Source organism: Streptomyces sp. NPDC101234, from assembly GCF_044767525.1.
GTDB lineage: Bacteria > Actinomycetota > Actinomycetes > Streptomycetales > Streptomycetaceae > Streptomyces > Streptomyces sasae.
On sequence record NZ_JBIWOA010000046.1, the window covers coordinates 53,942 to 73,488 of the forward strand.

At 71.2% G+C, this 19,547-nt stretch carries 18 protein-coding genes; 9 read left to right on the forward strand and 9 right to left on the reverse strand.

Features of this window, described 5'->3' with window-relative positions:
• Window positions 1–18: 18 nt before the first annotated feature.
• Both ACIRR9_RS48455 and ACIRR9_RS48460 read left to right on the forward strand, forming a co-directional pair.
• Window positions 19–705, forward strand: coding sequence for a response regulator transcription factor (locus tag ACIRR9_RS48455; protein WP_403766111.1), 687 nt, complete (start codon window positions 19–21; stop codon window positions 703–705).
• A 9-nt stretch (window positions 706–714) separates the two neighbouring features.
• Window positions 715–2,121 (forward strand): ATP-binding protein, encoded by a 1,407-nt coding sequence (locus ACIRR9_RS48460; RefSeq protein WP_403766114.1) that lies wholly within the window; start codon window positions 715–717, stop codon window positions 2,119–2,121.
• A 137-nt stretch (window positions 2,122–2,258) separates the two neighbouring features.
• Here the strand turns inward: ACIRR9_RS48460 and ACIRR9_RS48465 are convergent, their stop codons facing one another.
• Window positions 2,259–3,257: a TAXI family TRAP transporter solute-binding subunit gene (locus ACIRR9_RS48465; RefSeq protein ID WP_403766117.1), complete on the reverse strand. Its 999-nt coding sequence runs from the start codon at window positions 3,255–3,257 to the stop codon at window positions 2,259–2,261.
• 94 nt (window positions 3,258–3,351) lie between these two features.
• Here ACIRR9_RS48465 and ACIRR9_RS48470 point away from each other — a divergent pair, with 94 nt between their 5' ends.
• Window positions 3,352–3,810 (forward strand): MazG nucleotide pyrophosphohydrolase domain-containing protein, encoded by a 459-nt coding sequence (locus tag ACIRR9_RS48470; RefSeq protein ID WP_403766123.1) that lies wholly within the window; start codon window positions 3,352–3,354, stop codon window positions 3,808–3,810.
• Window positions 3,811–3,817: 7 nt separating this feature from the next.
• On the opposite strand, the gene ACIRR9_RS48475 is transcribed toward ACIRR9_RS48470, so the two are convergent.
• The 4 genes from ACIRR9_RS48475 to ACIRR9_RS48490 form a co-directional block, all read right to left on the reverse strand.
• A complete protein-coding gene (locus ACIRR9_RS48475; RefSeq protein ID WP_403766126.1) occupies window positions 3,818–5,263 on the reverse strand; it encodes a hypothetical protein in 1,446 nt (481 codons plus the stop codon).
• A 221-nt stretch (window positions 5,264–5,484) separates the two neighbouring features.
• Entirely contained in the window at window positions 5,485–5,844 is a 360-nt protein-coding gene (locus ACIRR9_RS48480) for a DUF6204 family protein (protein ID WP_316783428.1), read from the reverse strand.
• Window positions 5,845–5,900: 56 nt separating this feature from the next.
• Window positions 5,901–6,452, reverse strand: coding sequence for a histidine phosphatase family protein (locus ACIRR9_RS48485; RefSeq protein WP_403766129.1), 552 nt, complete (start codon window positions 6,450–6,452; stop codon window positions 5,901–5,903).
• 135 nt (window positions 6,453–6,587) lie between these two features.
• Window positions 6,588–7,328 (reverse strand): IclR family transcriptional regulator, encoded by a 741-nt coding sequence (locus tag ACIRR9_RS48490; protein ID WP_403766208.1) that lies wholly within the window; start codon window positions 7,326–7,328, stop codon window positions 6,588–6,590.
• A gap of 74 nt (window positions 7,329–7,402) precedes the next feature.
• On the opposite strand from ACIRR9_RS48490, the gene mhpD reads away from it, so the two are divergent.
• Genes mhpD through ACIRR9_RS48510 form a run of 4 tightly spaced genes read left to right on the forward strand, consistent with a single transcriptional unit; the run spans window position 7,403 to window position 11,010 of the window.
• Window positions 7,403–8,200, forward strand: coding sequence for a 2-keto-4-pentenoate hydratase (gene mhpD, locus ACIRR9_RS48495; protein ID WP_403766132.1), 798 nt, complete (start codon window positions 7,403–7,405; stop codon window positions 8,198–8,200).
• The gene (locus ACIRR9_RS48500) at window positions 8,197–9,129 is read left to right on the forward strand and encodes an acetaldehyde dehydrogenase (acetylating) (protein ID WP_403766135.1); all 933 of its coding nucleotides are present in this window, start codon (window positions 8,197–8,199) and stop codon (window positions 9,127–9,129) included. The genes mhpD and ACIRR9_RS48500 overlap by 4 nt, the downstream gene beginning before the upstream one ends.
• Complete coding sequence (dmpG, locus tag ACIRR9_RS48505) at window positions 9,126–10,163, forward strand: 4-hydroxy-2-oxovalerate aldolase (protein WP_403766138.1); 1,038 nt, start codon at window positions 9,126–9,128, stop codon at window positions 10,161–10,163. The genes ACIRR9_RS48500 and dmpG overlap by 4 nt, the downstream gene beginning before the upstream one ends.
• 13 nt (window positions 10,164–10,176) lie before the next feature.
• Window positions 10,177–11,010, forward strand: a complete 834-nt coding sequence (locus ACIRR9_RS48510; RefSeq protein WP_403766141.1) for an isocitrate lyase/phosphoenolpyruvate mutase family protein — start codon at window positions 10,177–10,179, stop codon at window positions 11,008–11,010.
• Window positions 11,011–11,057: 47 nt separating this feature from the next.
• Here the strand turns inward: ACIRR9_RS48510 and ACIRR9_RS48515 are convergent, their stop codons facing one another.
• The 4 genes from ACIRR9_RS48515 to ACIRR9_RS48530 all read right to left on the reverse strand — a co-directional run bounded on the left by ACIRR9_RS48515 (window position 11,058) and on the right by ACIRR9_RS48530 (window position 16,869).
• Window positions 11,058–13,490: a carbohydrate binding domain-containing protein gene (locus ACIRR9_RS48515; protein WP_403766144.1), complete on the reverse strand. Its 2,433-nt coding sequence runs from the start codon at window positions 13,488–13,490 to the stop codon at window positions 11,058–11,060.
• A 304-nt stretch (window positions 13,491–13,794) separates the two neighbouring features.
• Window positions 13,795–14,940 (reverse strand): galactonate dehydratase, encoded by a 1,146-nt coding sequence (gene dgoD / locus ACIRR9_RS48520; protein ID WP_403766147.1) that lies wholly within the window; start codon window positions 14,938–14,940, stop codon window positions 13,795–13,797.
• Window positions 14,941–15,021: 81 nt separating this feature from the next.
• Entirely contained in the window at window positions 15,022–15,786 is a 765-nt protein-coding gene (locus ACIRR9_RS48525) for an SDR family NAD(P)-dependent oxidoreductase (protein WP_403766150.1), read from the reverse strand.
• Window positions 15,787–15,834: 48 nt separating this feature from the next.
• Window positions 15,835–16,869, reverse strand: a complete 1,035-nt coding sequence (locus ACIRR9_RS48530; protein ID WP_365345906.1) for a LacI family DNA-binding transcriptional regulator — start codon at window positions 16,867–16,869, stop codon at window positions 15,835–15,837.
• A gap of 370 nt (window positions 16,870–17,239) precedes the next feature.
• Here ACIRR9_RS48530 and ACIRR9_RS48535 point away from each other — a divergent pair, with 370 nt between their 5' ends.
• Window positions 17,240–18,508, forward strand: a complete 1,269-nt coding sequence (locus ACIRR9_RS48535; RefSeq protein WP_403766154.1) for an ABC transporter substrate-binding protein — start codon at window positions 17,240–17,242, stop codon at window positions 18,506–18,508.
• 108 nt (window positions 18,509–18,616) lie between these two features.
• Window positions 18,617–19,489, forward strand: a complete 873-nt coding sequence (locus tag ACIRR9_RS48540; protein WP_403766157.1) for a carbohydrate ABC transporter permease — start codon at window positions 18,617–18,619, stop codon at window positions 19,487–19,489.
• Window positions 19,490–19,547 lie beyond the last annotated feature (58 nt).

The following is a 19,547-nucleotide window of genomic DNA, read 5'->3' on the forward strand; positions in this document are numbered from 1 at the left end:
GAACCGGAGGGGGCCGGGATGAGACTGCTGCTCGTCGAGGACGACAACCATGTCGCCGCCGCGCTCTCCGCGGTGCTGGCCCGGCACGGGTTCTCCGTCACCCACGCCCGCAACGGCGAGGAGGCCCTCCAGGCCCTGGTCCCCGAGAGCGACGGCTACGACGTCGTCCTGCTCGACCTCGGCCTGCCGGACCAGGACGGCTACGAGGTCTGCGGCAAGATCCGCAAGCGCACCAGCACCCCGGTGATCATGGTCACCGCCCGCTCCGACGTCCGCTCCCGCATCCACGGGCTCAACCTGGGCGCCGACGACTACGTGGTGAAGCCGTACGACACCGGGGAACTGCTCGCCAGGATCCACGCCGTCAGCCGGCGCACCCACCATGAGGACGGTTCGGCCGGCGGCGACAGCGCGCTCCGGCTCGGCCCCGTCCACATCGAACTGCCCACCCGCCAGGTCAGCGTGGGCGGCACCGCCGTCCAGCTCACCCGCAAGGAGTTCGACCTGCTGGCACTGCTCGCCCAGCGGCCCGGCGTGGTCTTCCGCCGCGAACAGATCATCAGCGAGGTCTGGCAGACCAGTTGGGAGGGCACCGGCCGTACTCTGGAGGTGCACGTCGCCTCCCTGCGCGCCAAACTGCGCATGCCCGCGCTCATCGAGACCGTACGCGGCGTGGGCTACCGGCTCGTCGCTCCGGCCGCGTAGCGGGGACGGGTGCGCACCCGGCTCCTCCCGCTGCTCATCGTCCTGATGGCGGCCGTGCTGCTCGCGCTCGGCGTCCCGCTCGCCGTCAGCACGGCCTCCGCACAGCAGCAGAAGGTCGTCGTCGACCGTATCGACGACACCGCGCGGTTCGCCGCACTCGCCCAGTTCGTCACCGACGCGCCCACCACCGCGCGTCCCATGCGCACGGACGACCGCCTGGAGACCCTCCGCCGCGAACTCGCCAGCTACTACGGTGTCTACGGCATCCGCGCGGGCGTTTTCTACCGCAACGCGTCCTCCATGGCCAACGCGCCCGACGACTGGGTGCTGCCGAAGACGGGCGAGGTCCGGGAGGCGTTCGGCGAAGCGCTGCTCAGCCGCCGCAGCCACGACCCCCAGCAGGTCTGGCCCTGGCAGCGCAGCCGGCTGGTCGTCGCCTCGCCGGTGATCCGGGACGGCGATGTCGTGGCCGTGGTGGTCACCGACTCGCCGACCGGACCGATGCGTTCGCGAACTCTGCGCGGCTGGCTGCTCATCGGCGCCGGTGAGATCGCGGCGATGCTGCTCGCCGTCGGCGCGGCGCTCCGGCTGACCGGGTGGGTGCTACGGCCCGTACGGGTCCTCGACGCCACCACCCACGCGATCGCGAGCGGGCGGCTCAAGTCCCGGGTCGCGGCGGCCGGCGGGCCGCCGGAACTCAGGCGGCTGGCCCGGTCGTTCAACGAGATGGCGGACAACGTCGAGGACGTGCTGGAGCAGCAGCGCGCGTTCGTCGCCGACGCGTCGCACCAACTGCGCAACCCGCTCTCCGCGTTGCTGCTGCGTATCGAACTGCTCGCCCTCGAACTCCCCGAGGGCAACGAGGAGATCGCCTCGGTGCAGACCGAGGGCAAGCGGCTCGCGCAGGTCCTGGACGACCTGCTCGACCTCGCGCTCGCCGAGCACGCCGAGGCGGACCTGATGCTGATCGACGTCGGGCGGCTGGCACGGGAGCGGGTCGCCGCGTGGGCTCCGGCGGCCACGGCGAAGGGGGTCCGGCTGACCGGCGACTGCCCGCCGGCCACCGGGTGGGCCGACCCGATCACGCTGTCCAGCGCGTTGGACGCGGTGATCGACAACGCTGTGAAGTTCACGCCGGAGGGGGGTGTGGTGGAGGTGTCCGTGGCGGCGGACGGTGATGTGTGCACGGTCGTGGTGACCGACACGGGGCCGGGGCTGACCGATGAGGAACTGGTGCGGGTGGGGGACCGGTTCTGGCGGAGCGGACGGCACCAGAATGTGAAGGGGTCGGGGCTGGGGTTGTCGATCACTCGGGCGCTGCTGGCGGCGGGTGGGGGCGCGATCGCTTACGAGCACCATGAGCACGATGAGCAGCGGGGGTTGCGGGTGACTGTTTCGGTGCCGCGTAGTGGGTGAGGGAGGGGTGGGGTGGGGTGGGTGCGGTTGTGTCTTGGGCGCGGGTGGGTGGGGGCTGGTCGCGCAGTTCCCCACGCCCCTGACGGGGCGCTCCGGTCAGGGGCGTTTCAAACCGAAGAACCTCAAGCGGGGGAGTTTCACGGCTTGACCGAGCGGTAGTAGCGCCTCGCGCCCTCCTGCAGGGGCAGTGGGTCCGTGTAGATCGCCGTGCGCAGGTCCACCAGCTGGGCGGAGTGGACGTGGTTGCCGATGTCGTCGCGGCTCTTGATCACCGTGCGGGTCACCCACTCCGTGAGGCGCGGGTCCATGTCCTTGCGGGTCATCAGCACGTTGGACACCGCGATCGTCGGCACCGTCGTGCCCGCCTGGATCGACGGATACGCCGACTCGGGCATGTTGGTGGCCCGGTAATAGAGCGCCGCCTCGCTCTCGGTGTGCAGCTTGGTGACCAGACTGCCCTCTATCGGCACGAACGTGTAGCTGAACTTGTCCGCGAGATCCAGCAGCCCCTTGGTCGGCAGCCCGCCCGACCAGAAGAACGCGTCGATCTGGCCCCGCCGCAGCTGGTCCGGGCCGGTGTCTATACCGTCCGACACCGGTGTGATGTCCTTCACGGGGTCGATCCCGGCCGCCCTGAGCACCCGGTTGGCGATCAGCCGCACGCCCGAGTTGGGCAGCCCTATCGCCACCCGCTTGTGGCGCAGCTGCGCGACGCTGGAGATGCCCGAGTCGCGCCCCACGACGAGCTGGACGTAGTCGTCGTAGAGCCGTGCCACTCCGCGCAGCCGTCCGGCGCCCTTGCCGTCGTTGAGTTCGTACGTCTCCACCGCGTCGGCCGCCGCGATGGTGAAGTCGGCCCGGCCGGTCGCCACCCGCTGCACGTTCTCGTACGACCCCGCGCTCTGGACCAGCTTCACCTTCAGACCCGGCATGTCCTTGGCCAGTTCGGTGCGCAGCCGTTCGCCGTACTCCTGGTAGACCCCGCGCAGCGTCCCGGTGCTGAAGGTGATCGTCCCCCTCGGCGGTGCCTCGCCCAGCGGCAGCAGCCACCACAGCAGCAGGCCGAACGCGACGAAGCCGGCGGCCGCGCCCTGGAGCGCGCGGCGCCGGCCGATACGGGGGAACACCTTGGACATGCGCGCGATCCTGCCAGCCGGTCACCGTCCTGACCAGGGCCGGGGGTACGGCGGCGGAGCGGGACTGTCAGTGCCGGCCGCTAGAGTCGTTCGCATGACCAGCTCCGCGGCCGGTTCCTCGGCCCGTTCCTCGACCGACTCGCCGGCCGGCTCCTCGCCCGCCGGCCTCGTCCGGGAGTTCCACCGCGCCTTCGGCCTGCACGCCCGCACCACGCCGGCCGAGGTGGCGCCCGAGCTGGCCGCGCACCGGGGGGAGTTGCTCGCCGAGGAGGCCGCGGAGGTCGCCGAGGTGGCGGTCGCCGGGCCCCTCGACCGGCTCGCGCACGAGCTGGCCGACGTGGTCTACGTGGCGTACGGCACCGCGCTGGTGCACGGGATCGACCTCGACGCGGTGATCGCCGAGGTCCATCGTTCCAACATGAGCAAGCTGGGGCCCGACGGGCAGGTCGCCCGCCGGGCCGACGGCAAGGTCCTCAAGGGCGAGCACTACCGTGCGCCGGATGTCTCGGCGGTGCTGCGCAGCCAGGGCTGGATACCCGGCGGCGAGGCCTGACCCGGGCTCAGAGTGTGCCGCCCGCCAGCTTCCACTCGCGGTGCAGGGCGCCCAGCGGGATGCTCCGCTGCAACACCGGCGTACCGAAGACCGACAGCTGGAGACGGAGGGTGCCGGAGAGGTCGACACCGCCGTACAGGTTCCAGGCGCCCTGGGCGTCCGCGCCGGGGGTCGCCGATGTCGCGGTGATGGTGCCGGTGGCCTCGCCGCGCAGGTAGGGGGCCAGGTCGGCGGTGACGCCCACCGTGCCGTAGAGGCCGACCGAGGCCTCGGCACCCAGCCCGGCCTTGACGCTTCCGGCGGTGGTCACCGAGGAGCGCACCGGCGTGCTCGTCATGTCGGAGCTGCTGACCGGCGTCCAGCCCTGGGCCGTGCCGAAGGTGCCGCCCGCCTTGAAGTCGCCCTTGAGGCTCTGCTCCACGTCGACGGTGATCCGGCCGTCGCCGCTGATCTGGAGGTAACAGGTCAGGTCGAGGTTGACGACGACGGGGACCGGGCCGACCTGGAGGACGGGGTCGGCGTGCAGCTTGGCGAACGGGATGCGCAGCGGGGTGGCCGTGGCCGCCGCGGCCCGGCCCTTGACCGCCCAGCCCGAGTTCCAGTCGCCGGACACGCCCAGGTAGGCGGAGCCGGGCGCGCTTCCGGAGCCCTCGCCGCCGTAGGCGAAGTCGACCTGCGGGGCGACCTGGACGAAACCGGACACCGAGGCCGCGGCGGACGCCGGAGCGCCCTCGGCGGTGGGCACCTCGGCGCTGACGTCCAGGCGGAGACTGCCGAGCGGCACCGTGGCACCCTCGGGTCCGACGCGCACATCACCGGACTTGGACCAGGACACCTTCACGTCGGGCAGCAGCTTGTCCACGTCGAAGGCGGCCGGGTCGACCGGCACGGTGCCCTTCGCGGTGTCGTCGCCGAGCAGGGCGTCGAGCGTGGCGGGCTCGGTCTGTACCTCGGTGCCCTCGCCGGTCTCGCCGATCACCTTGGTCACCTTGGCGAGCAGGCCGTCCGGGGCGCCGGGGGCGGGGGCGCTGGCGATGACGTCACCGACGGCGGCCTGCCGGGCCGAAGCCGGCGCGGAGGGGCTGGGGGAGACCGTCGGAGAACCGGGGGACGCCGTCGGGGAGACCGGAGAGGCCGGGGAGGCCGTGGGCGAGGCCGAACCTCCGGTCCCGGCCTTGGATATGACGGCACGTCGGGTCTTGCTGTCGTACGAGCTCACGGTGAGCGTGGTGCGGTGGGCCGGCCGGTTCGAACCCGCCGAACCGGCGGCCGTGGCCGAGGTCGCGGCGGGCGCGGCGGCGACGGCGAGCGCCCGGCCGTCCGGGCGGGCGGCCGCGGTGGTGTCGTCGGAGACCCGGGCGGTCCCCTGGGCGCGGTCGCCGGCGGAGGTCTGGTGCTGCGACGAGGAGCAGCCGGTGGCAAGGATCAGGGCGGTCACGGCGAAGGCGGGCATGAGGGCATGCCCGTGCCTCGTGCGTCTGCGCAAGGTCAGTCCTGGGGGTGGGGGATGACGAAGAGACACCGACGATGGTTACCGGCCAGTAGAACTGGTCGGTAACTCGGTGTGGCCCCGAGCATGCCACGCCCGCGACACCTGGCCTCCGCGAACCGGCCACATCCCAACGTGACCTGGACCACGGCGACTTCAGGTCGCCGTGGCCATTTCCGGGAAGGTCAGCCCTGTCGCTGTGCGGCCGCCCGCCGCTGCCGCTTGCCGAGGGGAGCCTGCGAGAGGTCCTCGGCGCTCGACCGGAGGTTCTTGTAGCCGTACCCGCGTTCGGTGAGCCACGCCCGGGCCGCCTCCTCGGCACGTTCCGCCGCCTCCAGGATGTCCTCCTCTTCCTCCCCGCCGTCCAGGAAACGGAAGGTGAAGGCGGGCCGGGCGGCGATGTCGTAACTCAGGTGGCCCTCGGGTGTGAAGGCCGCGCGCAGCACGTCGTGGTCGGCGGCCCGGGACAGCAGTTCGGCGCGCTGCTCGGCGCCGAGACCGTCGAAGACGCCGCGGACGGTGACACGGAAGGTGCGGGTGGTCATGCCCGCGACCCTAGGCAGGGCGGCGGCCGCCGCTCCACCGGTTTTCCCGCCCGCGGTCAGCCGCCCACCTGGCCGAGCCGCAGGTTCCAACGTCCGGATCCGCCCGTGAGCTCCGTCGCCGCCAGCGGCGGGACGTCCACTCGCCAGAACGCCGCCTCGGGCGCCCCGAGGGCGTGCAGCACCACAGCCCGTACGACCTCCGGTTCCACCACGGCGACCGTTCTGCCCGCCGTCCGGCCCGTCAGGTCCAGCCACTCGACGACCCGCGCACGGAACTCCCGTACCGACTCGCCCCCGTGGGGTGCGGCCCCCGGGTCGGACAGCCACTGGACCAGCGCCTCGGGCTCGGCGGCGCCGACCTCCTCCAGCGTCCGTCCCCGCCAGCGGCCCGCGTCCAGACCCGACAACGCGAGCTCCGCCGAGACGTCGAGGCCCAGCGCGGCCGCCGTCTCCCGGCAGCGCACGCTGGGGGAGACGACCGCCCGGCCGGTGACCGGCAGGTCGAGTGCCACCGCCTCCGGGTGCTCGATGGAGTCGCCGTCGTCGAAACGGGCCCGCCGCAGGGAAGGGGTGATCGCCGGGGCTATGAGAATGACTCGGCAGCTCACGGGCCGGTTCCTCCTGGGGAGTCCATCGTCGTCAGTCGTCAGTCGTCAGCGGTCAGTCGTCCGGCGTCTGCGGCGGGGCGGACGGCTGGACGCGCATGACAGTACGCCAGTACGCCAGTACGCCCCGCTCCCGGTTCACGCTGATCCCGCTGGACGGCTGCCCCCGCGCAGCGCCCGCGACAGGCCCAGCGCCGCCGTTCGTACGGCCGGGGCCAGCTGGGCCGGGCGGAACCGGCCGCACGGTACCGCGACCGAGAGGGCCGCGACCGCCGTGGGCCCGTCGAAGACCGGCGCCGCGATGCAGCTGACGCCCGGCGCGGCCTCTTCCTCCTCGTAGGCCAGGCCCGCGACCTGGGCCTGTTCGACGGCTGTGCGCAGCCGGGCCGGATCCGTGATCGAGTGCGGGGTGAGGCGGGGGAGCGGCTCGGCCAGCACCTCCTCGACCAGTTCGGCCCCCGAGAACGCGAGCAGGGCCTTGCCGACCCCGGTGCAGGTCAGCGGGAGCCGGCCGCCGATCCGCGAGGGCAGCCGGAGCACGTCGTGGCCGTGGATGCGCTCGACGTAGACCACCTCGTGGCCCTCGCGCACCCCCAGGTGCACAGTCTCGTGGGTGGCCTCGAAGAGGTCCTGGAGGAACGGCAGCGCGGCCTCCCGCAGATCCTGCCGGCGCGGTACCAGCGACCCCAGCTCGAACAACGCCCCGCCCAGCCGGTAGGTCTCCGCGTCCCGCTCCAGCAGGCCCAGGCGGACCATGTCGGCGCAGAGCCGGAACACGGTCGTCTTCGGGAGCTTGGTCCGCGCGGCGAGTTCCGTCAGGCGGAACGCACCGCCGTTCGGGCGATAGCAGTCCAGTACGGACACCGCCTTGTCGAGCATATTGCCCTGAGAGCTGTTCCGTGTCATGGAACATATTTTGCCGCACTCCGAAGGACGCGCCTATACCTGTCGGCATGAACACCGACCTCGTGACCAAGGTGGCCGACGTCCTGGCCGAAGCCACCCGTACCGGCACCCCCTGTGCCCCGGTCCGCGCTCTCCTTCCCGGGGGCGACATCGAGACCGCCTACGCGGTGCAGCGACTGCACGTCGAGCGGGGCGTGGCCGCCGGCCGCCGGCTCGTGGGCCGCAAGATCGGGCTGACCTCGCCCGCCGTGCAGCGCCAGCTCGGGGTCGGCCGGCCCGACTTCGGGGCGCTGTTCGCGGACATGGCGGTCGGCGAGGGCGAGCCGATCGCGGCCGGGCGGCTGCTGCAGCCCAAGGTCGAGGCCGAGGTCGCCCTGGTGCTGGACGCCGATCTGCCGCACCGCGACCCCACCGTCGCCGACCTGCTGCGGGCCACCGCCTTCGCGCTGCCCGCGCTGGAGATCGTGGACAGCCGGATCGCCGACTGGGACATCACCATCGTCGACACCGTCGCCGACAACGCCTCCTGCGGCCTGTTCGTCCTCGGCGGTACGCCGGTCCCGCTGGACCGCGTCGACCTGCGGGGCGTGCGGATGACCCTGGCCAGGAACGGCGAGACCGTCTCCCGGGGTACCGGCGCCGACTGCCTGGGCAGCCCGCTCACCGCCGCCCGCTGGCTCGCCGCCACCCTGGCCGGGCTCGGCGACCCGCTGCGGGCCGGCGACATCGTCCTGACCGGTGCGCTCGGCCCGATGGTCGTCGCCGCCGAGGGCGACGAGTTCACCGCGCGCATCGAGGGCCTCGGCGCGGTCGGGGTCGCCTTCGCCACCAAGGGAGCAGCATGACCACGAAGGTCGCCGTCATCGGGTCCGGCAACATCGGCACCGACCTGATGATCAAGATCCTGCGGCTCTCCGAGTCCCTGGAGATCGCCGCGATGGCCGGCATCGACCCGGACTCGGACGGCCTGGCCCGCGCCCGCCGCCTGAAGGTGGCCACGACCCATGAGGGCGTGGACGGCCTGGTCGCGATGGACGCCTTCGAGGACGTCTCGATCGTCTTCGACGCCACTTCCGCAGGCGCCCACCGCCGCCATGACGAGGTGCTGCGCGCCCTCGGCCGTACGGTCGTCGACCTCACCCCGGCCGCGCTCGGCCCGTATGTCGTCCCGCCCGTCAACGGCGACGCCCACCTGGACGCCCCGAACGTCAACATGGTCACCTGCGGCGGCCAGGCCACGATCCCCGTGGTGGCCGCCGTGAACGCGGTCACCCCCGTCCACTACGGCGAGATCGTCGCCTCGATCTCCTCCCGCTCCGCCGGTCCCGGCACCCGGGCCAACATCGACGAGTTCACCGAGACCACGTCGGCCGCCATCGAGAAGGTCGGCGGCACGGCCCGCGGCAAGGCGATCATCGTGCTCAACCCCGCCGAACCGCCGCTGATCATGCGGGACACCGTGCACTGTCTGGTCGGCGACTGCGACGACGCGGCGGTCACCGCATCGGTGGAGGAGATGGTCGCCCGGGTGCGGACGTACGTCCCCGGTTACCGGCTCAAGCAGAAGGTGCAGTTCGAACGGGTCGCCGCCGACGACCCGCTGCGCACCCTCGCCCCCGGCGACGCCGTGAAGGTGTCCGTCTTCCTGGAGGTGGAGGGCGCCGCCCACTACCTGCCCGCCTACGCGGGCAACCTCGACATCATGACCTCGGCCGCGCTGCGCACCGCGGAGCGCATGGCCGCGTACCGCGCCCCGGAGGTGGCGTCCCGATGACCGGTCCCCGTCTGTACGTCCAGGACGTCACCCTGCGGGACGGCATGCACGCCGTCCGCCACCACTACACCGTCGACCAGGCCCGCACCATCGCCGCCGCCCTCGACACGGCAGGGGTCCGCGCGATCGAAGTGGCCCACGGCGACGGCCTCTCCGGCTCCAGCGTCACCTACGGAGTCGGCGCGCACACCGACTGGGAGTGGATCGAGGCGGTCGTCGGCGCCGTGCGCCAGGCGATCCCCACCACCCTCCTCCTGCCCGGCATCGGCACGGTCCACGACCTGAAGCAGGCCCACTCCCTGGGCATCCGCTCGGTCCGGATCGCCACCCACTGCACCGAGGCCGACATCTCCGCCCAGCACATCGCCGCCGCCCGCGGACTGGGCATGGACGTGGCGGGCTTCCTGATGATGTCCCACCTCGCCGAACCCGCCGAACTGGCCCGCCAGGCCAAGCTGATGGAGTCCTACGGCGCGCACTGCGTGTACGTCACCGACTCCGGCGGCCGTCTGACGATGGACGGCGTGCGTGACCGCGTCCGGGCGTATCGAGACGTCCTGGACCCGGCCACCGAGCTGGGCATCCACGCCCACCACAACCTCGGCCTGGGCGTGGCCAACTCCGTCGTGGCCGTCGAGAACGGCGTCACCCGCGTCGACGCCTCCCTCGCCGGACAGGGCGCCGGGGCCGGCAACTGCCCGCTGGAGGCCTTCGTCGCGGTCGCCGACCTGATGGGCTGGGAACACGGCTGCGAGCTGTTCCCGCTGATGGACGCCGCCGACGACGTCGTACGACCGCTGCAGGACCGTGAGGTGCGGGTGGACCGCGAGACCCTCACCCTCGGGTACGCGGGCGTGTACTCCAGCTTCCTGCGGCATGCCGAGGCCGCCGCCCGCAGGCACGGTCTGGACACCCGGGCGATCCTGGTCGAGGTGGGCCGCCGCAAGCTGGTCGGCGGGCAGGAGGACATGATCACGGACATCGCCCTGGATCTCGCCGGGAGCCGATGCCCCGTGGTTGTCAGTGGTGGCTGACAGACTGGGCGGCGTGGACATCGAACGCCGTGAACTGGCCGCACGCTTCGTCGGACTGCACCGGGAAGGCTGCTTCCTGCTCCCCAACGCCTGGGACGCGGGAAGCGCCCGAGTCCTGGAGTCGGCCGGCTTCCCGGCCGTGGCCACCACCAGCGCGGGCGTCGCCTTCTCGCTGGGCCGCCCGGACCACGACTACGGCGGTGACCGGGTCGACCGCGCGACGATGACCGGCCGGATCCGCGAGATCGCGGCCGGGGTTCGGATTCCGGTGAGCGCCGACCTGGAGGACGGGTTCGGAGAGTCCCCCGAGACCGTGGCCGAGACGATCTCGATGACCCTCGCCGCCGGAGCCGCGGGCGGCAACATCGAGGACTTCACCGGCGACCGCTCCCGGCCGCTCTACGACCCCGAGCTCGCCGCCGACCGGATGCGCGCCGCACGCGAGGTCGTCGACGCGGCCGGCGAGCCGTTCGTCCTGGTCGGCCGTACCGACGTGCTGCTGACCGGCGGCCCGCTCGACGAGGCCGTCCGGCGGGCCAACGCGTATCTGGCGGCGGGCGCGGACTGCGCGTTCGTACCGGGTGCGGCCGACGCGGAGACGATCGGCACCCTGGTGAGGGAGATCGACGGCCCGCTGAACGTGGTGATGGGACTGACGGGCAGCGCCCTGTCACTGGCCGACCTGCGCGAGCTGGGGGTGCGCCGGGTCACGGTGGGCGGCAGCATCGCGCGGGCGATGTACGCGCGGTTGCTGGGTGCGGCACGGGAGTTGGCGGAGCGGGGCACGTTCTCGTACGCCGAGGACCAGATCTCGCAGACGGACCTGAACGAACTCTTCCGGAGATGACGGAACGGGCGGACCGGATGGTTCCGGCCCGCCCGCGCCCGCCGCTGTTATTTCAGCTTGATCAGCGAGTAGTCGTCGCAGTAACCGGCCGCCGAACCGGAGTTCTTGTAGCAGTAGACACCGGCGGAGGTGGTGGAGACGCCCGTCGTGAAGAAGATGGGCTGCTGGGTGTAGGACGTGGTCGAGGACCGGAGATACGTCTCCGTACCGCCGAAGCTCTTCACGCCCACCGCGACCTCCTCACCGGCGGTGGCCACCTTGGCCCAGCCGACCAGCAGATAGGTCCCGCTGGAGGTCAGACCGCTGACGGTCTGGATGGCGCCGCTGGCACTGACCCCGGTCTGGAGCGCGTAGCTGCCGGAGCGGGCGTTGGAGGCGACCACGCCGGCCGCCGTACCGGTGGACTGGACCCACGGGGTCAGCGCGCCGGTCTCGAAACCGGGGTTGGTGACGGCGTTGGTGGCGGAGGACAGCGGCTCCACCGCGAGGTCGTCGCAGTAACCGGCCCCGCTGCCGCCGGCGTTCTTCCAGCAGTAGACCGTCGCCGTGGTGCTGGACGATCCGGTGGTGAACAGGACGGCCGCCTGGCTGTACGACGTCGTCGCGATGTTGGTGTAGGTCTCGGTCCCGCCGAAGTTCTTCACGCCGATCGCGAGGGTCTCGCCCGCGGTGGCGACCTTGGCCCAGCCGGTCAGCAGATAGGTGGTGCTGGGGCTGAGGCCGGTGAGGGCCTGGTTGGCGCCGCTGCTGGAGGCGGTTGTGGTCAGCGCGTAGCTTCCGGTGCGGGCGTTGGCAGCGGTCACGGAGGAGGAGTTGCCGCTGGCCTGGGTCCAGGGGCTCAACGAGCCCGTCTCGAAGCCCGCGTTGGAGAGCAGGTTGCCGCCGGTGCCGTTGTAGGCGCCGATGTTGGGGGCGGCCGTCGAGGAGACGGCGTTGCCGAAGGCGTCCTGGCCGCCGTTGGAGCTGATCACCGTGCCGGCCCGGATCACCGGGGAGGACGCGTGCACCTGGTAGGCGTTCTTGCCGGTGTACGAGGACGAGGTGTCGGCGTTGCCCGGGTTGCGGAACTCGGGGTCGGTGGTGACCTTCGCGGTGTCGGCGGGCTCGCGGGACGGGTGGTTGCCGTAGAAGAGGTTGTTGGAGTAGGTCGAGGTGCCGGTGGTGGTGAAGTAGTTGCCGGAGCCGTAGTTGAAGACGGCGTTGTTCTGGAAGGACAGGGCGCCGCTGATGGAGGTGCCGGAGCGCGAGTAGAGGATCGGGGTGCTCAGGCCGTCCCGGACGGAGAAGGTGTTGTTGTAGAACAGCGGGACCGCGCTGGAACTGCCGCTCTGGTTCGGGACACCGCCCACGAAGTGCAGGACGCCGCCGCCGTGGGTCTGGGTGCCGGAGGCCGGGCAGCCGGAGTTGCTGCCGTCGTTCTCGCTGATGTTGTAGCGGACCACCGTGCCGTCGCTGGGCACCGTCGAGGTGGGCTCGTTGGCGATGGTGAAGGGCGGCATCACCAGCAGGAAGCCGCCGAGGTTCTGGTGGCTGTAGTTGTACTGGAACGTGGTGTTGTGGTTGCCCCAGTCCACGTCGAAGCCGGTGCCGTCGGCGCCGTTGATGTGGCAGTACACCTCGTTGTTCTGGACGACGGTGTTGCTGCTGCCGGACATCCAGATACCGGCGGAGGCGCCGTTGCAGTACTGGCCGGACGGCGGGCAGGTGGACTTGGCGCCGCCGTAGCCCGCCTTGTTGCCGTCGATCAGGGCGCCGTCGTTCTTCACGACGAGGATGTCGTCGGCGCCGTCGTAGGTCATCGTGTTGTTGCGGATGACCGTGTTCGTGGTCAGGCCGGTGCCCTGGCCGTCCCCGTCGGGGGTGACGGCGACGGCGATCCGGTCGACGTGGTCGAAGGTGTTGTTCTCGACCACGACGTCGTCCCAGGTGGACACCGGGGTGGTGTGGTCGGTCTGGACGCCGACGCCCGCGTTGGTGGAGTACCACCCGCCGCCGTAGCCGGCGATGTTGTGGATGTACATGTCGTGCACGCGGATGTGGTGCAGGATCCCGCCGGAGCTGTTCTCGGCGAGGACGCCGGAGCGGTAGGCGGGCGAGGAGGCGTTGTCGACCAGTTCCAGGCCGCCGATGTCCCAGTACTGCTGGTTGAGCAGCTTGATGACCGCGCCGGTGGCGCCGGCCGCGTCGATGACCGGCTTGGCGCCGGAGCCGTAGGAGCTGATCGAGATGTTGCTGCCGGAGGCTCCCGAGCCGCCCGGGGTGAGCTGGCCGGTGCAGGTGGTGCCGGCCTTGAACAGGATGCTGTCGCCCGCGGTGAAGGTGGTGCTGTTGACGCTGCCGACCGCGTTCCAGGGGCTGGACTGGGTGCCGGTGCCGTTGCTGGCGGCCGAGCAGTCGACGTAGTAGGTGGTGCCGGCCGCTTGCGCGGCGGTGGCCGGGACGAGCAGCGCGCCCGCGAGGGTGGCCAGAAGAGTCAGCACACGGGCTGTTCGACTGGCCGGACTCACGGATGATCTGCGACGCTTCATTGCGACGCTCCTTGGTGAGAGTGAGTGTCCTCCGAAAAACCGGGCGGGTCCGTTGCCGCGGGCCCGTCCGGGGTCTTTGGGGTGGGGGGTGAAGGAAAGCGGGGGGTGCGGGACCGTCTAGCGGGTGCGGGTGCGTTGTGGCTGGTCGCGCAGTTCCCCACGCCCCCGAGAAGATGGGTCCACTGGTCGCGCCCGAAGGGGCGCGGGGAACTGCGCGAACAACCCCCACCGGCCCGCAGCCAAGTCGCTACCGTCGCTACCAGGACGCCAGAGAACCGTCCGTGTTCCGCCACACCGGGTTCCGCCACCGGTGCCCCTTCTCCGCCGCCTCCCGGATCGCCGTCTCGTCGATCTCGATGCCCAGACCCGGACCCGTCAGCCGGTCGATGTAGCCGTCCTTCACCTCGAACGGCGAGGAATCGGCCAGATATCCGAGCAGCCCGCTGCTGTCCCCGTACCCGATGCCCAGGGACTGCTCCTGGATCAGGAAGTTCGGGATCGCGAAGTCGAGTTGGAGGCTCGCGGCGAGGGCGATGGGGCCGAGGGGACAGTGCGGGGCGACCAGGACGTCGTACGCCTCGGCCATCGCCGCGATACGACGCGTCTCCGAGATGCCGCCCGCGTGGCTGATGTCGGGCTGGGCCACCGCGATCCCGTCGCCGAGCACCTCACGGAAGTCCCAGCGGGAGAACAACCGCTCACCCGTGGCGATCGGGATCGAGGTCGAGCGCACGACCTCGCCCAGATCCCTCGTGAACTCCGGGAGCACCGGCTCCTCGACGAACATCGGCAGCAGCGGCTCCAGGTACGGCAGGACCCGCCGCGACATCGCCCCGCTGAAGCGGCCGTGGAAGTCCAGCGCGAGGTCCCGGTCGGGGCCGATCGCCTCCCGGACCGCCGTGACGCGGTCGACGATCGCGGCGATCGCGGCCGGTGTCGCCAGCGGTTCCAGCTGGGCGCACGGGTTCATCTTCACGGCGGTCAGGCCCTTGGCCACCTGGCCCGCCGCGGACTCGGCGAGTTCCTCGGGCGTCTCGCCGTACAGCCAGCCGTAGATGCGGACGCGGTCGCGGACATGACCGCCGAGGAGCTGGTGCACGGGCACGCCGTGGGTCTTGCCGGCGATGTCCCACAGCGCCTGGTCGATACCGGCGAGGGCGCTGCTGAGCACCGGGCCGCCCCGGTAGAAGCCGCCCTTGGCGAGCATCTGCCAGTGCTCCTCGATACGCGCCGGGTCCTGGCCCAGGAGGTAGTCGAACATCTCCTCCACGGCCTTCGCCGTCGTGTGCGCCTTGCCCTCGACGATGGGTTCTCCCCAGCCGGATATGCCCTCGTCGGTGTCCACCCGCAGGAACAGCCAGCGCGGCTCGACGAAGAACAGCTCGTATCCGGTGATTTTCATGGTGCGGGACCTCCGGGTCCGCGGGCACGACGGCCCGGGGCGGTGACATGAGAAGGGGTTCTGAGAGAAGGCCTGCGGCCGTTACTCGTGCGCGCTGATGCTGCGGCCGCCGTCCACGACCAGGGTCTGGCCGGTGATGAACGCGGCGTCCTCGGAGCCGAGGAAGGCGACGGCGGCGGCGATGTCCTCGGGTTCGCCGATGCGGCCCACCGGGGTGCGGGCGACGGTCCGGGCGCGGTACTCGGCCGGCGCGTCCACCCACAGGCCGGTGTCCACCGCCCCGGGGGCCACCGCGTTGACGCGGATCCGGCCGCCGTACTCGACCGCCAGCTGCCGTACGAGAGCCGTGACTCCGCCCTTGGCGGCGGCGTAGGCCGGGAAGCCGGCGAAGCCGAGGACCGCGTGCACGGACGACGTGATGACGACGGCGCCCCGGGCGGCTTCCAGAAGCGGCACCGAGGCCCTCGTGCCGTAGAAGACCGAGTCGAGGGCGAGGCGCAGGTGGCTGTGCCAGGAGGCGTCGGAGAGTTCGTGGATCGCGCCGGGCAGATTGCGGCCGGCGTTGAGGTGGAGGAGGTCGAGGCGGCCGGTCCACTGCCCGGCGGCCCGGACCGCCTCCGGCCAGGCCTCGGGGTCGGTCACGTCCAGGGCGCGGTGTCGGGCGTCCCCGCCCTTGGCGCGGACCTCCTCGGCCACCCGGGCGGCGCCCTCCTCGTCCACGTCGGTGACCAGGACGGACGCGCCCTCGCCGGCCAGCCGGTGGGCGGTGGCCGCGCCGATGCCGGAGGCTGCGGCGGTGAGCAGGGCGGTGCGCCCGGCGAAGCGGGTGGGGATGGTGCGGCTCATGAGGTTCCTCTCGGTGCGACCGGCGGCTCGGTCATCCCGTTAGGTAGGTCAACTGGGTCTTGACGGGGGAGCGGTGGAGCCGCGCAGGACCAGCCGCGGCTCGGTGGGGACGACCACGTCCCCGGGTGACTTGCCCTCGATCTCGGCGACCAGGGCGTCGACGGCGGCGGTGCCCAGTTCGTACAGCGGCATCGCGACGGTGGTGAGGGAGGGGGTGAGGTAACCGGCGACCGGCAGGTCGTCGTTGCCGACCAGCGAGACGTCCTGCGGTACCCGCAGCCCGAGTTCGCCGATCGCGTGCAGTGCGCCGATCGCCTGGGCCAGCGAGCTGGTGTACAGCGCGGTGACCGGCGGCCGGGAGTCGGTGGGGGCGAGCAGCGCGTGGGCGGCCGTGGCGCCGCCCTCCTCCGTGAACTCGCCGGCGGCGACCGGCGCGGCGAGCAGTCCCAGCTCGCCGGCGCGGTCGAGGAACGCCTGTTTGCGGTCCTCGCTGGGCGCGATGCCGGCCGGGCCCGCGATATGGCCCACCACGCGATGGCCGAGCTCGTGCAGGTGGTCGAGCGCGGTGACGCTGGAACGGGCCACGTCCATGGTGACGTTGCGCCCCGAGCCCTCGACCGCGCGGTTGAGGAACACATGCGGGACGGGGCTGCGGCGCAGCGTCTCCAGGAGCGGATGACCGGGACGGGCGGAGGCGATCAGCAGCCCGTCCACGCGGCCTTCCTTGACCAGGTCGTTGAAGGTCTCGTCGGCCTCCTGCCCGTCGAAGTCCTCGGCGAGCAGGGAGAGATAGCCCAGCTCACGGGCGCGCTGGTAGGCGCCGCGGGAGATGGTGACGTACGTCGGGTTGCCGAGGGACGGGACCAGCAGGGCCAGGGCGTGGGTGCTCGCCCCGGCCAGGGCGCGGGCACCGGAGTGCGGGCGGTAGCCGAGCGCCTCCGCCACCTCGTGGATGCGCGCTCTGGTCTCGGGGCGGACGGACAGGTCCTGCCGTCCGTTGAGGACCTTGGACACGGTCGCCTTGGAGACGCCGGCTTCTCTGGCGACATCCACCAGCCTGGCCCGTACTGGCTGATCGGGCACTTCGGTTCCTCCCTGGACGGTGAGTCGGGTTGGTGAACGCTGTGTTGCGTTCGGCCTCTTGACACCTTCTGGCGCCGCAACTTAGCGTTCGCCGAAGTCTTGGTCAACCGGTTTCCTCAAGTGGATATCAGTGATATATCCATGCAGACCAGGCCGAAACGGCAGAGCTGAAACCAGCCAGTGGCAGTGGTCCGCAATCCGGACCGGCCCGATGTTCGAGATCCCGATCCATCCCCGATCCCGCCCCCCGCTCCCCCCACTTTGTTCGTCACCCCAAACTCGGTTCGAAATATCGAACGAGTCGCATGTCCGCAAACAAACCCCGCAAACACGAGATGTCGGCACCGCCGACGAATGGGTGAGGTGTGCAATGAAGCGCTCCGGGAGACTGCTCGCAGTCGCCACCACGGTCGCCGCCCTGGCGACCACGCTCGCCGCCTGTGGCGGTGGCTCCGGCTCGTCCTCCTCGGACGGGAAGGTGCACATCAAGGTCGAGGCGTGGAAGGGCGGCGGCGCGGAGCCCGCGAACGTCGCGGAGATCAACAAGGCCTTCGAGAAGGCCAACCCCGACATCAAGGTCGACTTCGAGTACATCACCGCGAACGACACCTACACCCAGAAGCTCCAGCCCGAGCTGCTGGGCGGCAAGGCCGGCGACGTGATCATGGTCGACACGGACAAGATGAACAAGTGGGGCGCCTCCGGCTACCTCGCGGACCTCTCCAAGGAGTCCTGGGCGGGCAAGATCTCCGACTCCGCAAAGCCGTTCGCGACCAGCGGCGGCAAGGTGCTGGCCATGCCGATGGAGCTGATCGGCATCGGCCTGTACGCCAACATGGACCTGCTGAAGAAGGCCGGCATCACCGAAGTCCCGTCGGACTGGCCGACGTTCCTCGCCGACCTCGCCAAGGTCAAGAAGGCCGGCATCACCCCCATCGCGCTGCCCGACAAGTCCGGCTGGACCGGCAGCTCCACCTTCCAGGCGATCGGCTCCACGCTCGTCTACCAGAAGAACAAGGAGTGGGACGCCGACTTCCTGGCCGGCAAGACCTCCTTCGGCACCGACTGGAAGACCTCCCTGGACCAGCTCAAGACCCTTGAGGACAAGGGATACGTCAGCTGGAAGAACGAGCTCGGCGTCGACGAGTGGTCGCAGGGCCCGCAGGACTTCACCGCCCAGAAGAGCGCCTTCTGGTACCAGGGCGCCTGGCAGGTCTCCAACGTCGCCAAGGCCGGCTTCCCGGTCCAGTTCACCCCCTGGCCGGCCGGCGCCGCCGGGACCAAGCCCAACGCGATGCTCTTCTCCGGCACCATGTGGGGCGTCAACTCCCAGTCCCAGCACGCCGACGCGGCCAAGAAGTACGTGGACTTCTGGTCGCAGAGCGAGAACCTCGCCAAGTACCTGGACGCCGAGCACGCCGAGTCCCCGTTCACCGGCGGTACGACCCCGGACGCCACGGAGACCAGGACCTTCAACGCCGCCTTCAACGAGGGCCGTTACCGCGTCCTGCCGTCCAACTCCTGGTACGGCGCGACCGCCGAGACCACCGTCGGCTCCAAGATCCAGGCCTTCCTGCTGGGCCAGGCCTCCGAGGCGCAGACCCTGAAGGACATCCAGACGGCGGCCTCCGCCAAGTAGACCGGCCGTACCGCCCCGTCCCGGGACCGCCGCGGTGCGGGTGCGGCCGCTTCCCCGCACCTCCCGCCCGCCCTCACCGCGGCCCCCGGCCAAGGAGGATCGATCCTCGTGTTCCACCGCCGGCGCGCCACCATGGCCGCCTTCCTGCTCCCGGCGATCGCCGTGTACAGCGTCTTCATGCTGTATCCGCTGGTCCGGGGCGTCTACCTGAGCTTCACCGACAGCCTCGGCGGCCCGGTGGCGAACTTCGTCGGGCTCGACCAGTACAAGGCGATGGCGGACGACCCGGCCATCACCGCCGCACTGTGGCACACCGTGCTCTACGCGGTCGTGGTCGTCGTCGTGCAGAACGGCCTCGGTCTGTTCTTCGCGTCGATGCTGTTCCGCCGGCCCCGGGTCCGCAAGGTGCTCAACGTCGTCCTGCTGACACCGACCCTGATCTCCCCGGTGATGGCCGCGTTCATCTGGTCGTACCTCTTCGCACCCAGCGGCGGGCTCAACGCGATGCTCGACACGATCGGACTCGGCAGCCTCCAGCACGTCTGGCTGGGCGACCCGCACACCGCGCTGTACGCGGTGGCCGCCGTCAACGTCTGGATGTTCACCGGCTACTCGTGCGCGATCTTCCTCGCCAGCTATATGAGCATGCCGGCCGAACTCCTGGAGGCGGCCGCGCTGGACGGCGCGAGCGGCTGGCGGCGGTTCCGCAGCATCGAGTGGCCGCTGCTCGCCCCCGCCCTCACCGTCAACGTCACCCTCAGCCTCATCGGCTCGCTCAAGGTCTTCGAGTTCCCGCTCGTCCTCACCAACGGCGGCCCGGCCGGCGCCACCGACACCCTGACCCTGCTGGTCTACCGGAACATCTTCGGCGGCGGGAAGTTCGCCCTCGGCGTCGCGCTGTCGGTGCTGCTCCTGGTGACCGTGGTCGTCCTGTCCAGCGCGACCAACTCCCTGCTCAGGCTGCGCGAACGGCGCATCTGACAGCGCCCCCGACGGCAGCGCTTCTGACGTCGGCGCGTGTGACGTCGTACCGCACCTG

What these genes read in the sequence shown, in the direction of transcription:
- dmpG (WP_403766138.1), top strand. Translation starts at nt 9,126, where the DNA reads ATGACCGGTCCCCGTCTGTACGTCCAGGACGTCACCCTGCGGGACGGC.
- ACIRR9_RS48535 (WP_403766154.1), top strand. Translation starts at nt 17,240, where the DNA reads ATGAAGCGCTCCGGGAGACTGCTCGCAGTCGCCACCACGGTCGCCGCC.
- ACIRR9_RS48465 (WP_403766117.1), bottom strand. Translation starts at nt 3,257, where the DNA reads ATGTCCAAGGTGTTCCCCCGTATCGGCCGGCGCCGCGCGCTCCAGGGC.
- ACIRR9_RS48490 (WP_403766208.1), bottom strand. Translation starts at nt 7,328, where the DNA reads ATGCTCGACAAGGCGGTGTCCGTACTGGACTGCTATCGCCCGAACGGC.
- ACIRR9_RS48475 (WP_403766126.1), bottom strand. Translation starts at nt 5,263, where the DNA reads ATGCCCGCCTTCGCCGTGACCGCCCTGATCCTTGCCACCGGCTGCTCC.
- ACIRR9_RS48480 (WP_316783428.1), bottom strand. Translation starts at nt 5,844, where the DNA reads ATGACCACCCGCACCTTCCGTGTCACCGTCCGCGGCGTCTTCGACGGT.
- dgoD (WP_403766147.1), bottom strand. Translation starts at nt 14,940, where the DNA reads ATGAAAATCACCGGATACGAGCTGTTCTTCGTCGAGCCGCGCTGGCTG.
- ACIRR9_RS48525 (WP_403766150.1), bottom strand. Translation starts at nt 15,786, where the DNA reads ATGAGCCGCACCATCCCCACCCGCTTCGCCGGGCGCACCGCCCTGCTC.
- ACIRR9_RS48455 (WP_403766111.1), top strand. Translation starts at nt 19, where the DNA reads ATGAGACTGCTGCTCGTCGAGGACGACAACCATGTCGCCGCCGCGCTC.
- mhpD (WP_403766132.1), top strand. Translation starts at nt 7,403, where the DNA reads ATGAACACCGACCTCGTGACCAAGGTGGCCGACGTCCTGGCCGAAGCC.
- ACIRR9_RS48470 (WP_403766123.1), top strand. Translation starts at nt 3,352, where the DNA reads ATGACCAGCTCCGCGGCCGGTTCCTCGGCCCGTTCCTCGACCGACTCG.
- ACIRR9_RS48500 (WP_403766135.1), top strand. Translation starts at nt 8,197, where the DNA reads ATGACCACGAAGGTCGCCGTCATCGGGTCCGGCAACATCGGCACCGAC.